A 13,271-nucleotide genomic window follows, 5' to 3' on the forward strand; every position below is an offset into this window, starting at 1 on the left:
GGATGAGATAGAAGAGGGTCCCTTGATAAGGGACCTTTTTCTTTGCTTCTGGCAAGGATCGGGGAGTCGCGGGAATGACGTTTGGGTGGCACAGGGCAATGGGCGCGCTGCTGGTGGCGGCAGCTTCGGTGATGGCGATGGCGCAGGATGTCGCACCGGGCGCGGCGGTTCCGGCGCCGGCAGGCCGAGCGTCCGAGGCCGCGGTGGAGGGGCTGGTTCGCAGGGATGTGAACACGCTCGCGCTTACATTGCCCGGCGGCGGGACGCTGGAGCTTGGCGACTTCGAGTTCGAGGGCGCCTCGGTGCCTACCGGCAAGGTGCACCTCAAGCAGCTCTCGCCCGGCGTCTTCGAGGTGACGAGTGTTGCCTACACGGTGGGCTACTGGCGTTTTCGTGTTCGCGATAACGCAAGCTACTACGGCTTGGGCGAGCGCTTCAACGAGCTGAACCACTCGCACACGATCGTGCGCAACGTCTCCACCGACAACGGAGGCGCGAAGGGCGGCTCGACGTACAAGGCGATGCCCTTCTACATGAGCACGACAGGCTACGGGCTGTGGGTGGATACGACTTCGGATGCGACCTTCGACATGAATGCGTCGGATGAGCGTGAGGTGATCGTCGACGAGCCGGCGGAGAAGCTGCGCATCGTGCTGTTCACCGGGCCGGAGTTTCCGAAGATCCTCGACCGTTTTACCACGCTTGCGGGGCGGCCGGTGCTTCCGCCGTACTGGGCGTTCGCTCCGTGGATCAGCCGCGACTACCACCAGAACGACGCGCAGGTGAAGGAAGACGTGGACAGGACGCGCGCCGAGGGGATTCCGGCGAGCGTCATCATGATCGACTCGCCGTGGGCGACAGCCTATAACAGTTACAAATTCAACCCGAAGCAGTTTGCGGATGCCCCGGGGCTGGTGAAGTACATCCACTCGAACGGCTACAAACTGGTGCTGTGGCACACGCCGTGGATCAACTCGAAGTCCGATCCTCCGCATGAGAAGGGGTTCGAGGGCAAGATCGCCGCGAAGTCGGAGAACTACGACGAGGCTGCGGGCAACGGCTTCTTCGTGAAGAACCTCGACGGCAGCCCCTACGTCGGGCGTTGGTGGAAGGGCGAAGGATCGCTGATCGACTTCACCAATCCTTCGGCGAAGCGCTGGTGGCAGGACCAGGTGCGGCAGGCGATTGCAGCTGGCGCGGACGGCTTCAAGGACGACGACGCCGAGGGCAGCTTCGTGGCAGGCCCGGTGAAGTTCGCAGACGGCAGCGACCCGCGCACGATGCGCAACAAGTATGCGGTGCTCTACAACAACGCGATGGAGGAGTTGGTGCAGAAGGATCTGAAGGGCAATGGCGTGCTCTTCTGCCGCAGCGTGACGCAGGGCGCGAACGGTCTGGGTCTGTTGTGGGGAGGCGACAACGAGGCAAGCTTCTCGACCGAGAATGGCCTGCCGACTGTTGTGACGGCGGGCCTCGGCGCGGGCATGAGCGGTATGCCGCTGTGGACCGCCGACCTTGGCGGTTACGAGGCGACGCCGTCGACCCCCGACCCGGTGCTGTTTCAACGCTGGACGGAGTACGCGGCGTTCTCGCCGACGATGGAGGTCATCTCGTCGAAGAATGTCGGCCCGTGGAGTTACGGCGATCAGGCGCTGGCGACATTTAAGAAGTACGCCGTGCTGAACATGAGCCTTTTTCCGTATCGCTACGCCGTGGTGCAGGAGGCGGCGAAGACCGGGATGCCGATCATGCGCGCGCTGGCGCTGGTCTATCAGAACGATGAGCGCGCGCGCCGCGTGAAGGATGAGTATCTCTTCGGTCCCGATCTTCTGGTCGCGCCTGTGGTGAATGAGGGCACGCATCGCGTAGTGTACCTGCCGCAGGGCGAGTGGGTCGATTACTGGACGGGGACGCACATCACGGGCGGCAGGACGATCGAAGTGGATGCAGCAATCGGGCAGATTCCTGTGTATGCGCGCGCTGGTGCGGTGATCCCGAAGATTCCCGAGGATGTGATGACGCTGGTTCCACCGTCAGAGAGCGGCAATACGGCGGTGAAGTCGATGGACGACCGCCGCGTGTATGAGTTGATCGACGGCGGAGGAGCGTCGTCGCTGACGGATTTCGAGGGCAGGAGGCTTGAGCGCGGCGCGGGATCGCTGAAGATCGAAGGCGGCGAACCAGCGCGCGCGATCGTGCGCTGGCGGTCCACGCATCCGCACAACGCTACTGTCAACGGAGCGCCGGCGAAGCTGTCGACGAGTGAGGATGGCGAATCGTTCATCGAGTTCGACTATGCGAAGGAGAGTACGGTGGCGTGGCAGTAGCAGCGTTTAAACGCGACCGCGCCAGGTCGTGTTGACATCTTCCCATCGCAGATGGAGGTGCGGCACCAATACGATTTGGCAATATGTCGCTACAACCTAGGTCCTGGCGGCCAACGCGGCGCCGCAGTGCGGGCAGAAGACTGCGCCAGGTGTAAAGAGGCCTCCGCAGGCCGGGCAGGGAATACCGGGCATGGCCGCGGTGTAGAGCGGCGTCGGGCCGGCAAGTATCTGGGTGGCAATATAGGCTGCCTGTTGCGCGTTGTAGCGGCGTACGCGACCCGGCATCAGGAAGGCTTCGACGAAGCCGAGGATAGCGGGGATGCCGGTCCAGAACAGAAGGAGATAGAGTATCCCCAGTCCGTTGCGGCGAAGGTAAAACTGGTGGAGACCAAACGTGCCGAGAAACAGCGCCAGCAGAACGCCGACGACCTCGTCGCGCCGGGCCTGCTCGAGCTCGGCGAAGAACCAGTCGCGTTGATGTGGGGTCATGCCTGTGGTGTAGATAGAGTCGGTAAAGGTCATGGACTTTCTGGCTCCTCTGGCCGGCGCCGTCAAAGTGATCTTTGAGCAGCCGGAAGCAGATACGCGAGGGGGCGAAGAAGAGTTCCATTGTCGCAACTCCGCTGGCATCTGTGCTTTAGCCAATTGCGGAGAACGAGGCGTCCGCCGCGCTGCTCCTCAGGCGACGGCGACGGTTTCAGTCGCCATTTACAGGTTGCCTTCCCTCTGCGTAGAGTTCCCTCTACCACTCCGCGCGTTCGAGGCAACGCGCAGAACGCGCCGGCGACTCTGAAGAAGTTCAGGAGGTTTCCCATGCAGGCGATCCATGCAGGACAGTGCGGACTCTGTACTCACTTCGGCGAGAGCCATCACAACAACAAGGTGCTGGTTTCGATCATGACGACGAAAAAGGCCGAGCTGAATGTTCTGGATGAGTGCGGTCATCCGAAACATGCGGCGCTTCACCTGAAGGTGACGCCGATCAGCGGCTGCGACGGATTTACTCCGGCGGCACAGGCTTAAACAGCGGTGCTTTCTTTTATTGTCTGCGACGGAGAGAAGATCGCTGTAGAGCAGCAGGTTTCTCCACTCCGCACCTCACGATAAAGCTGTGAGATGCTCCGGTCGAAAGGACAGGTTTGCAGGTTTGTTGATAGTCTCAGCCGGCATCAGCGTCGCTTCATTCCCAGCAGGCTGAGGAAGAAGCTGCCGAAGACGGCTTCGACCCCAAGCATCAGGCAGGTCGCCGAGGGCAGCGTGAGTCGCAGCATCCGTTGCGCCGACAGATCGCCGAACCCGGTTGCGTGCCACAGGTGGATGGCATATCCGAGCAGCCCCGCGCCGACTGCAAACAGCGAGCAGCCAAAGATCAGCCCCGTCTCCAGCGTGATGTATTGAAAGGCGCGCTCATAGCGCTCCGAGATCGGCAGGAAGCCTTCCATGCTGCCGAAGACCCTGGCGCTGACGGCGAAGACGGAGATGTGCGCTCCGATGATGACGAGGAAGAGCGCGTAGGTGAGCGTATCCACATCGAAGGTCCACTGGCCAACCGTCTGCGGCCCGCGAATGAGCCAGAGCGAGAGGACGAGGCCCACGACGAAGGCGGCGATGCCGGGATACAGAAACAGCCAGCGCGGGCTGTAGAGCAGAAGGAAGCGCAGGTGGCGCCAGCCATCGCGCCATGTGCGCAGATGGGGCGCGCGCGTGCGGCCGTCGGGCGAGAGCGTTGTCGGCACCTCGGCGATCCTGAGACCTGCGAGCGAGGAGCGCACGACCATCTCGCTGGCATATTCCATGCCGGTGGTCTGCAGGTTGAGTCCGAGGACCGCGTCGCGGCGCATCGCGCGAATGCCGCAATGGAAGTCGCTGACGGGGATGTTGAAGAAGAGCTGCCCGATGAAGCTGAGCACGGGATTGCCGAGGTACTTGTGCAGCGGGGGCATGGCCCCCGGTTTGATCTCGCCCTTGAAGCGGTTGCCCATCACCAGGTCGTAGCCCTCGTTCAGCTTGGCGAGAAAGCGCGGCAGGTGGCCGAAGTCGTAGCTGGCGTCGGCGTCGGCCATCAGCACATACTTACCGTGCGCGGACTCGATGCCGTGCATCAGCGCGGCGCCGTAGCCGCGAACGGGAACGTCGACGACGCGCGCTCCCTCGTCGACGGCGATCTTTTGCGAGCCATCCGTGCTGCCGTTATCGGCGATCAGCACCTCGCCCGCGACGTTGTTGTCGCGCAGTGCGGCGACGGCCTGCCGGACGCAGAAGGCCAGCGTCTCGGCCTCGTTCAGGCAGGGCATCAGGATGGTGACGGTCAACTCGCTCATGCGCAGGCTGCTCCAGGAGGGGTGCTGAAGGTGATAGCTCTCAGGGTAATGCCGCCGGGGCGTTTTCGGGAGAAGGATTGAGCGCAAGCGCGTAGTAGTTCGTATTCCCGAGCGAGACCCAGCCAGCGGTTGTAGGATCGTTGCCCCGCATGACCGTAGGGTCGAAGTAACCGACGATCAGCCGCGCTCCATTGTTGCGCGCGGTTTCGAGCGCGGTAGCAAGGTTTGGCGTCGAGGCAAGCGAGGTGTAGGGAAACGGCTTCGGCACGTAGATCTCGGTTAGGATGCGCACGTCGGCCACACGCGCCCAGTAGATGTCATACAGGCAGGCGTTGGTCCCGATGCAGGCGATGGAGTCGCCATGGCCTACGCCAAGCTGGTTGATGGCACGGGCCGCGTTGAAGACCTCAGTGTTCTGCCATCCGGCGGAGTGCTGCATGACAAGCAGGTTGCGTCGCATCTCGGCGACGCGACGGACTGACTCTCCGGCTGCCAGCAGCGCCAGCAGAAGGATCAGTGCCGAAGATATGGCATCGACACCTGCGCTGTGCCGTGTCTCGCGTGGAGGCCGCAACGAGGCGAAGAGGGTGAGCACAATGGCCATCCAGCCGACGGTGATGTAGCGCTCCTCGATGTTCACCAGGCCGTAGATTGCAAAGATCGCGATACCCAGCAGGAGCGGAACGATCCAGAACCCGTTGCCCGCCAGTCGGCGGCAGAGGTCGGGCCGCGCTCCCGCCAGGATGAGAACAACCAGCAGCAGCCATCCTTCCGGATGATTGAGCAGGTAGCGCACGACCAACACGGTATCGCGCAGGAGCGTGTGGACCTCGCCGCGCGGATTGAAGTGTGTTTTGATGCGCTCGTTCCAGTACGTCGCATCGAACCACGGCGGATAGGTGCCGTAGGGAAACTCCTTGTAGCTGGCGACGACCGGAGAGGCAAGCAGGATCTTCTCCGGGTGCAGCAGGTGTACTTCGGAGGTGCCGTAGATCGCGGGCGTGCCGTTCTGCAGGTGCATCTTCTCTGTGCCGCCGACGAACCAGGCGTAGTTCAGGTTGCCGGAGTCTCCGAAGTCCAGACGGCCTTTTTGTTTGGAGAGCGCAGCGATGTAGGGCCCGGCGACGGCGCCGAAGCAGACCGCTACGGTTGCCGCTGTGAGGGCGATCCGCGCGGGGCTGCGGCGTTGCCACAACCACGCGAAGCCAGCCAGCAGGCCGATGGAGAGCAGGGTGACGGGAAACGCGAACGACTTGGTGAGAAAGGCCAGGCCAAACGAGACTCCCGCCAGCGCGGCGTAACGAACGCGATCGGTCGCCAGGCAGGTCATGAGAGCGCTGAAGCCGAAGAGCAGCAGTGCCTGCAACAAAGCATCGGGCCGCACCTTGCCAAGCGAAAGCTCTCGCTGCGAGGAGATGACCAGCAGCGCCAGCCCGATATAGCGCAGAGGATAGCGCGTGAGCAGGAACGTCCTCTTCCGGCCGCCTTCCGTCATGGCGGCGCGCGTGTCGCGCAGGCGTATCACAGCATCGGTGAAGGCGATGACGGCAAGCATCTCCAGCAGGAAGATGCCGAAGTTCACCATGTAATAGGCGTGCAGTTCGTTGAAGCGCGTGGAGTGAAAGATGCTATGCCCCAAAGCGAGCGCCGCCGGGTAAAGAGGATGCCAGTAGCCGTTGACAATGCCGGCCCACTGGTGCGAGCGGATGAGGTCGCCGATGTCCATGTAGGCAACCGCGTCGCCGTCGATCTGGTAAGCGTCGTACCGCGCATAACCGAAGACTGCCAGCGCAACGAGCAGGCAGTAAGCGGGCCAAAGGCGGCGCAGCCAGCTTTGGAGTGGGGAAGTCTCCGGCTGAGTTTGCATGTACGGTGTCCGAGTCCTCTTCTCCCATCATCGCAGAATGAGTTCGGCGAGAGGGTAAAGATTGCGCGGGACGAGTCTTTACCGTTACTTGACCGTTGGCATGAGGGTGCGCGTTTCAGTACTGCGTTTTGATGAAGCTGGCCGGGGTGCCGTCGGCGGGGTTCACAAAGTGGACGTCCTCGGGAGGGCGGCGCGGGGTGTCGACCGCAAGCACGGTGTAGGGCTCTTCGAGGATGCGCGGCATGGCGTGGATGGTGTTCTTCCTGAAGAAGACAAGCTCGCCGGGGCCGATCTCGCGCGGCGGCTGGCCGTCGATGTGGATCTCGGCGCGGCCGGTGAGGACGTAGAGATACTCGTCGCAACTGGTGTGATAGTGCGCCGGCGCGGGACGATGAACGCGAAGGACGCGGCAGCTTGCAGCCGGTTCTTCCGTAAGGCGGATGTCGGTGACCATCGTCTCGCTGACGTCGGGCAACGTGGCAGCGAGCGCGGCGATGTTGAAGAAGCGGCTTTCCTGCGACATGTGCATGTCCTCGCTGATCCGATAGGCATCTTCACTATAAGAGATTTGCCGGTAACGGATCAGGGGGAAATTTTTCAGATCTCAGTCGCAGCTCGGAATGACGGCCCAATAACCAGACGGGCCACGTGAGGATTTGTCGCGTGCATTGCGTGCGAGTCATCTATCTTGGATCTGGTGCAGTTCTACAAAAGGAGACATCGTTGTGCAGCTTGGATTTGTGAGTGCGATTCTGCCGGACCTGTCCTTGGAGCAGGTCTTCGACACGGCGCGTGACAACGGCTACGACAGCGTGGAGGTGATGTGCTGGCCTCCGGGCAAGGCGGAGCGCCGCTACGCCGGAGTCACCCATATCGACGTGCGCGAGTTTACCGAAGAGCGCGCGGAGCAGATCAGGTCCCTGATGCGGGAGAAGAAGGTCGCCATCAGCGGCCTGGGCTACTACCCCAACATACTGGCCCCGTCGGCGGAAGAGCGCGAGGTCTCGGCAGGCCACCTGAAGAAGGTGATCGTCGCGGCCAGCATGATCGGCCTCGACACCGTGAGCACTTTCATCGGCCGCAACTGGAAGCTCACCGTCGATGAGAACTGGCCTGTATTCCTCTCCATCTGGCCCGACCTGATCAAATTTGCCGAGGACCACGGAATCAGGATCGCGATTGAGAACTGCGCGATGCTGTTCGGCGCCGATGAGTGGCCCGGCGGCAAGAACCTCGCCTACTGCCCGGCCATCTGGGACAGGATGTTCGATGCGATCCCCAGCCGCAGCTTCGGACTCAACTACGATCCTTCGCACCCGGTGTGGATGGGCATGGACTACATGTCGCCCCTGAAGGATTACGCCGAGAAGATATTCCGCATCCATGTGAAGGACGTCGTCGTCGACAAGGCGAGGCTCAACCGTGTCGGTATCCTCGCCTATCCTCACGAGTACCACACGCCGGTGCTGCCGGGCATGGGCCAGATCGACTGGACCCTGTTCTTCAATGGCCTCCGTGAGACGGGCTATGACGGCTATGCCACCGTCGAAGCGGAAGACCGCCGTTATGAAGAAGACGAGGCACACCGCAAGCAGGCCCTGGCGCTGTGCTCAAAGTATCTGCGACCCTTTATCGCCGGCTGACAACATTGAGGCTGCCTCTGCTGCTGACGACGACTGCATCTCCAGCAGGGGCTTACCTCAGCCCGCGCAGCCTGCGGCAGGCGTCCTCCAGGTCTTCGTCCTTCTTCGCAAAGCAGAACCGCAGCAGGTCCTCGCCTTTGCCCGCACGGAAAAACGCCGATCCCGCCACGGCCGCCACGCCTGTCTTCTTCAGCAGCGAACGCGCCTTTTGCGCCGCGTTCTCGCCTTGCAGCACATCGCCCAACCCGACCATCGAAGCAAGAATGTAGTACGCCCCATCCGGCACATGCGGAACGAATCCCGCATCGCGCAGAGCGCTCACCAGCATCTCGCGCTTCACCTCGTGGTCCATCGCGAGGCCAGCATAGAACGTCTTGCCCAGCGTCTCGATCCCCGCCGCAACGCCATGCTGAAACGGCGCCGGAGCGCATACATACAGCAGGTCGCTGAAGTAGCCGATCGCGCCCGTCCACTTCGCATCGGCGATCACGTAGCCGATGCGCCACCCCGTCACCGAGAACGTCTTCGAGTAGCCGGACATGATGATCGTCCGCTCGCGCATCCCCTCGAGCGCCGCCGGCGAGATGTGCTTCGCATCGCCATAGATGAAGTGCTCGTAGATCTCATCGGTCAGGATGAAGAGGTCGTGCTCCTTCGCAATCGCGGCCAGCCCCTCAAGCTCGGCGCGCGTAAACACCTTGCCCGCCGGGTTCGACGGCGTATTCACCACAATCGCCCGCGTCTTCGGCGTGATCGCCGCACGCACGCGCCCGAGGTCGAGCGCCCACGTTCCCATCTCCAGCTCCACCGCCACGGGAACCACGCGCATCGAGCGCAGCGTCCCCACGTGATAGCCGTAGAACGGCTCGAACAACAGTACCTCATCGCCGGGATCGAACAGCGCCATCGCCACCGCGTGAAACGCCCCCGTCGCGCCGCTCGTCACCAGCACCTCGCGCTCGGGATCGACCACCAGCCCCTGCATCCGCTCCGTCTTCTCGGCGATCGCGCGACGCAGCCGCGCAATGCCATCCTGCCGCGTGTAGATGTTGTGGCCCTCATGGATCGCCGCAATCGCGGCCTCGGCCACCACGGCGGGAACCTCGGTGTCGCACACGCCCTGCGCCAGGTTCACGCCACCCACGCGGTCGCTCTCGACCGACATCGCGCGAATCTCCGACTGCACCGCCCGTGGAGCCAGCGCGCTCAATCCCAGCCCACGCCGCACCACCCCTGCGGGCGAGTTCGCCGGGGACCCCGGTTTCACCGCTTCAGCTCCCACCATTCTCCACCTCCGTCATCGATACAAAGTGAGGTGCATCCATCTTACGTCCGCGTCTCGAAGTATGTGTCAACCGGGCGGAGGCGAAAAGCTCCATTTCGCTGCCTCGCTGTCGCTACAAAGAGATACAGGGATGACAATAATAAAATTGCCGGATGAGGCAGATGGCGCCTCTTTTGTTACCGCGATGACAGTGGTGGCTGCCGGAAGTGCATTTCTTCAGGGCACATCTCCACGAGGGATAGGGACAGGTGAAAGGGCTGGCGGCGATTGCGTTGGGATCGAACCTTGAGTCGCAGTATGGCGGCCGCGAGGCGAACCTGCACGAGGCGGTCGCGCGGCTGGGTGCGCTGGGAGAGGTGAGGGCGGTCTCGTCGTTTCACGACACCGAGCCGGTGGGGTATCGCGACCAGCCGAGGTTTCTCAACGGCGCGGTGGTGCTGGAGACGGCGCTCGATCCGCTGGGGCTGATGCGCGGGCTGCTGGAGATCGAGCGCGCGATGGGGCGCGAACGTGTGATTGCGAAGGGGCCGCGGGTGATCGACCTCGATCTGCTGCTGTTTGGGAGCAGGGTGATGAATACGGCAGAGCTGACCTTGCCGCATCCGGAGATGCAGGAGCGGCGGTTCGTGCTGGAGCCGTTGGCCGAGATCGCGGGGGAGTGGGTGCATCCCGTGCTGGGGAAGACGGTGCGGGAGATGCTGCACCAACTTCAGTGACTGGCACTGGAGCTCGCCTTAGCAGAGTCAATGCAGGAGTCCCCCAATCTCGTCCAGACAACGGGGAATGAAGCGGTGGATATCGTGTCTCCGTCGTCAGAGAGCTTTCCTGCGTAGAGATGCGGAGCGCCAACGCCGCTTACATTGAACTCGAAGGAAACGGGTTCGAGCTACGCTCGAATGCCCCCTACATGCCGCGATGAAGCTGCGTCATGTATGGGGCATTCGGCACCCGGATTTGGGGTGGTCCTGGTTAGTCCGCGGGTTTGGTGGCTGGTTTTGGAGCGGCGGAGGGCTTTGGCTTCCAGAACGATGGGTCGGCCTGGACCCACGGCTCAGGCGGGTAGCTGATGTGCGGGTTGATGCGGAAGAGGTTGGTCTGCACGGATTCGACGGAGGCGGCGGTGAGCTCTGAGAGCTTCTTCATGCCGTCCTCGCCGAGCGCGCTGACGAAATCCTTCGATTGGGTGAGGCCGCGGTCGGTCTCGGCCAGCGACTTCATGGGGATCATGACGAGAAAGACGCCTCCGTTGTTGGCGCCGTACTGGCTTTCGAAGACGGCCCAGTGGGCCTCGGTGGAGACCTTCTCGTAGGTGGCGATGTAGATCTTCGCGAGGTCCATGAAGTCCTTGACGTGTCCGGGGCGGACGACGAAGTGGGAGATCTCGAAGTAGCGCATGTGGGGGATGTCGACGGGGGCGCGGAGGCTGAGGTCGTCGCGGAAGGTGAAGGCAGCGGAATCGTAGCCGCTGAGGAGTTCTCCGTCGGCCGAGTAGGCGCGGTCGAGGGCGGCGGTCAGGGTGTGGTTCCTGTCGGTGGCGCCGGCGTCCTTGTCCCAGGCCTCGAAGGAGTCGTAGGGGGTGAAGAAGAGGGTCCGCGGAGCGCCGGTCATGGCGTCCATGGCGAAGTAGTGGGTGGGCCACTTGGCCGCCGTCATTGCGGAGACGTAGGCGCTCTCGGTGCGCTGGTGCTGGCTGGGGGACTTGCCGGGTTTGAGGAACTCGCGCGAGATGACGAGGACCTTGGGCGGCGGCGTGGTCTGCTGCGCGAGGAGCGGAGTGAACGCGGCCGCAAGCATGAGACTGGCTGCGAACGCGAGTGTCTTCTGGTTCTTCATAAGTGGAGCCTCCTTGGGTGAAGCGGGTTCAATCCAGGGAACTTCGACGGCACGGCCGAGCCCGCGCGAGGCGTGGGGAGGCACTCGATCGGTGGCGCCGTAATGCAAAGAGGAAAAGGAACCGGGGGGAAGTCTATGCCGATTTCACCGCTTTGCAAGTACTATTTTTGCGAAGGGTGCAGGTTGCCGTGCTGCAACAGATAGAGCCAGCGCCTCGATAAAGCGTGGGGAAATGCGTTCGCGGCTAGTGGTCGTAGCTGACGACTCGGGTCAGCTTCCAGGAGCCGTCTTTGAGCTGCCAGATGTGGAGGAAGCGGGCCTCGCCGACGGGCCACTCCGCTGCGCCGGGGTCGAGGAAGCGGGTCATGCCAAGCTCGCGTGCACCGGGGAACTCCTTCTCGTGGCCGGGATGGTGGAAGCGATGCGTGGCGAACTGCATGGCGCCGTAGTCCTTGATGGGGTAGACCTCCATCGAGCCCGGAACCAGCTCGCGGACCATCTTGCCGCAGGTGTTGTTCCTGATGGATTCGAGGAAGGTCTTGCGGCCGACCATAAGGCCGGCCTTGTCGTGGTAGAACTCGAGGTTCTCGTCGACCATCTCCGTCAGCTTGGCATAGTCGCAGTGGTTAGCTGCGTCGAAGAGTTGGCGATCGAGGGCGAGCACGGTCTGATAGAGAGCGCCCTTGTCGCCATGCGTCGTGGTGTTGTTGCTTTGGGCGTGGAGCGGAGTCACTGCGAGGAGGAGAAGGACTGCCTTGAGGAGATGTTGTCGCATGGGCTCTCCGAAGTACGTGAGGATGTGTTGGAGTTCCATACGGCCAATTTCGACTAATGTTCACTGGGCGGCGGCTCGGGAGAACTGTGGGATTCTTCCTCTTCGACTTCGTTCAGGGACAGAATGACGGTCTTGGGGGTGTGTGGCGCGGCGCGAGTTGGGATTTGCGGCGGGGTTGGTGATGGATTTGCCTTCGGCAGAGAGGAGCCCACCTTAGCCGCTTTGCGGCGAAGACGGGGCACCCGGCTGCAACAGATAGAGCCGGCGCCTCGGTGGAGAAGCGGATTTCTCCACTCCGCGATGGACGAAGAAGCCATCCATCGCTACGGTCGAAATGACACGTCTGCGCGATTAAACGGTTCGATACGTCGAGGCGCGGTAAAGGTCTACTCTGTCGCGAAGGTGTTTCTCAGAATGCCCAGCCCGGCCACTTCAACCTCGACGACATCGCCTGTGTTGACGGGGCCGACTCCCGCGGGCGTTCCCGTGGGGATGAGGTCGCCGGGTTCGAGCGTGATGGAGGCGGAGATGTAGCGCAGCAGGAAGTCGAGCGGGAAGATGAGGTCGGCGGTCGAGCCCTGCTGCTTCACCTGGCCGTTGAGACGGGTGGTGACAGTGACGGGGTCGCCGTCGAGCGGGTCGATCTCGTCGGAGACGATAGGGCCGACGGGGCAGAAGGTGTCCCAGCCCTTGCCGCGCGTCCACTGACCGTCGGACTTCTGGATGTCGCGCGCGGTGACGTCGTTGACGATGGTGTAGCCGCGAATATAGGCAAGCGGGTCTTCAGCGGGGGAGAGGCGCGAGCAGCGCTGGCCGATGACGATGGCCAGCTCTCCCTCGTAGTCGATGCGTTTGGAGAGCGCGGGCATCTTCACGGTGCCGCCCGGCGCGAGCAGCGACGATGGCGGCTTGAGGAAGAGCAGAGGTTCCTTCGGGACCTCGTTGCCTAACTCGGCGGCGTGCTCTTTATAGTTGCGGCCGACGCAGACGATCTTGGACGGAGTGACGGGCGGGAGCAGTTTGAGCGAGGAGAGCGGCGCGGCGGTGAAGGGCTCGGGCGAGTCGAGGATGGCGAGCTGCGTGGCCAGGTCTTCGACCGGAGGCTCCATCAGGGCCGCGGCCCAGAGCTCGCCGTTGCGGTCTTCGAGGTTGGCGTAGCGCGGGGTGCCGGAGGATGAGAGAAACTTGCAGTATTTCATCGTGACGGTCTCCTTATGAGG

12 protein-coding genes are annotated in these 13,271 nt (G+C 62.8%); 4 read left to right on the top strand and 8 right to left on the bottom strand.

The genetic code is table 11. From position 1 onward, the window contains the following. Positions 1-74 precede the first annotated feature (74 nt). Positions 75-2,327 (top strand): glycoside hydrolase family 31 protein, encoded by a 2,253-nt coding sequence (locus JSS95_09810; GenBank protein MBS1800108.1) that lies wholly within the window; start codon positions 75-77, stop codon positions 2,325-2,327. A gap of 96 nt (positions 2,328-2,423) precedes the next feature. Here the strand turns inward: JSS95_09810 and JSS95_09815 are convergent, their stop codons facing one another. Next, complete coding sequence (locus JSS95_09815; GenBank protein ID MBS1800109.1) at positions 2,424-2,816, bottom strand: NINE protein; 393 nt, start codon at positions 2,814-2,816, stop codon at positions 2,424-2,426. A gap of 324 nt (positions 2,817-3,140) precedes the next feature. On the opposite strand from JSS95_09815, the gene JSS95_09820 reads away from it, so the two are divergent. Next, a complete protein-coding gene (locus tag JSS95_09820; GenBank protein ID MBS1800110.1) occupies positions 3,141-3,350 on the top strand; it encodes a hypothetical protein in 210 nt (69 codons plus the stop codon). Positions 3,351-3,496: 146 nt separating this feature from the next. Here JSS95_09820 and JSS95_09825 read toward each other — a convergent pair whose 3' ends face one another. The 3 genes from JSS95_09825 to JSS95_09835 all read right to left on the bottom strand — a co-directional run bounded on the left by JSS95_09825 (position 3,497) and on the right by JSS95_09835 (position 7,038). After that, the gene (locus JSS95_09825; protein ID MBS1800111.1) at positions 3,497-4,648 is read right to left on the bottom strand and encodes a glycosyltransferase family 2 protein; all 1,152 of its coding nucleotides are present in this window, start codon (positions 4,646-4,648) and stop codon (positions 3,497-3,499) included. A 40-nt stretch (positions 4,649-4,688) separates the two neighbouring features. Next, entirely contained in the window at positions 4,689-6,515 is a 1,827-nt protein-coding gene (locus tag JSS95_09830; GenBank protein ID MBS1800112.1) for a hypothetical protein, read from the bottom strand. A gap of 115 nt (positions 6,516-6,630) precedes the next feature. Beyond that, positions 6,631-7,038, bottom strand: coding sequence for a cupin domain-containing protein (locus tag JSS95_09835; protein MBS1800113.1), 408 nt, complete (start codon positions 7,036-7,038; stop codon positions 6,631-6,633). Positions 7,039-7,240: 202 nt separating this feature from the next. Between JSS95_09835 and JSS95_09840 the strand changes: the two genes are divergently transcribed. Further along, positions 7,241-8,158, top strand: a complete 918-nt coding sequence (locus tag JSS95_09840; GenBank protein MBS1800114.1) for a sugar phosphate isomerase/epimerase — start codon at positions 7,241-7,243, stop codon at positions 8,156-8,158. Positions 8,159-8,210: 52 nt separating this feature from the next. Here the strand turns inward: JSS95_09840 and JSS95_09845 are convergent, their stop codons facing one another. Continuing rightward, entirely contained in the window at positions 8,211-9,443 is a 1,233-nt protein-coding gene (locus tag JSS95_09845) for an aminotransferase class I/II-fold pyridoxal phosphate-dependent enzyme (protein MBS1800115.1), read from the bottom strand. Positions 9,444-9,700: 257 nt separating this feature from the next. On the opposite strand from JSS95_09845, the gene folK reads away from it, so the two are divergent. After that, positions 9,701-10,159, top strand: a complete 459-nt coding sequence (gene folK, locus JSS95_09850) for a 2-amino-4-hydroxy-6-hydroxymethyldihydropteridine diphosphokinase (GenBank protein MBS1800116.1) — start codon at positions 9,701-9,703, stop codon at positions 10,157-10,159. A gap of 253 nt (positions 10,160-10,412) precedes the next feature. On the opposite strand, the gene JSS95_09855 is transcribed toward folK, so the two are convergent. The 3 genes from JSS95_09855 to JSS95_09865 all read right to left on the bottom strand — a co-directional run bounded on the left by JSS95_09855 (position 10,413) and on the right by JSS95_09865 (position 13,250). Then, complete coding sequence (locus tag JSS95_09855; GenBank protein ID MBS1800117.1) at positions 10,413-11,276, bottom strand: hypothetical protein; 864 nt, start codon at positions 11,274-11,276, stop codon at positions 10,413-10,415. Positions 11,277-11,520: 244 nt separating this feature from the next. Beyond that, positions 11,521-12,051, bottom strand: a complete 531-nt coding sequence (locus JSS95_09860) for a nuclear transport factor 2 family protein (GenBank protein ID MBS1800118.1) — start codon at positions 12,049-12,051, stop codon at positions 11,521-11,523. A gap of 386 nt (positions 12,052-12,437) precedes the next feature. Next, complete coding sequence (locus JSS95_09865) at positions 12,438-13,250, bottom strand: fumarylacetoacetate hydrolase family protein (GenBank protein MBS1800119.1); 813 nt, start codon at positions 13,248-13,250, stop codon at positions 12,438-12,440. Between the last annotated feature and the right edge of the window lie 21 nt (positions 13,251-13,271).

The sequence above is a fragment of the Acidobacteriota bacterium genome (assembly GCA_018268895.1).
Classification (GTDB): Bacteria; Acidobacteriota; Terriglobia; order Terriglobales; family Acidobacteriaceae; genus Edaphobacter.

What these genes read in the sequence shown, in the direction of transcription:
- JSS95_09810 (MBS1800108.1), top strand. Translation starts at nt 75, where the DNA reads ATGACGTTTGGGTGGCACAGGGCAATGGGCGCGCTGCTGGTGGCGGCA.
- JSS95_09815 (MBS1800109.1), bottom strand. Translation starts at nt 2,816, where the DNA reads ATGACCCCACATCAACGCGACTGGTTCTTCGCCGAGCTCGAGCAGGCC.
- JSS95_09820 (MBS1800110.1), top strand. Translation starts at nt 3,141, where the DNA reads ATGCAGGCGATCCATGCAGGACAGTGCGGACTCTGTACTCACTTCGGC.
- JSS95_09825 (MBS1800111.1), bottom strand. Translation starts at nt 4,648, where the DNA reads ATGAGCGAGTTGACCGTCACCATCCTGATGCCCTGCCTGAACGAGGCC.
- JSS95_09830 (MBS1800112.1), bottom strand. Translation starts at nt 6,515, where the DNA reads ATGCAAACTCAGCCGGAGACTTCCCCACTCCAAAGCTGGCTGCGCCGC.
- JSS95_09835 (MBS1800113.1), bottom strand. Translation starts at nt 7,038, where the DNA reads ATGTCGCAGGAAAGCCGCTTCTTCAACATCGCCGCGCTCGCTGCCACG.
- JSS95_09845 (MBS1800115.1), bottom strand. Translation starts at nt 9,443, where the DNA reads ATGGTGGGAGCTGAAGCGGTGAAACCGGGGTCCCCGGCGAACTCGCCC.
- JSS95_09855 (MBS1800117.1), bottom strand. Translation starts at nt 11,276, where the DNA reads ATGAAGAACCAGAAGACACTCGCGTTCGCAGCCAGTCTCATGCTTGCG.
- JSS95_09860 (MBS1800118.1), bottom strand. Translation starts at nt 12,051, where the DNA reads ATGCGACAACATCTCCTCAAGGCAGTCCTTCTCCTCCTCGCAGTGACT.
- JSS95_09865 (MBS1800119.1), bottom strand. Translation starts at nt 13,250, where the DNA reads ATGAAATACTGCAAGTTTCTCTCATCCTCCGGCACCCCGCGCTACGCC.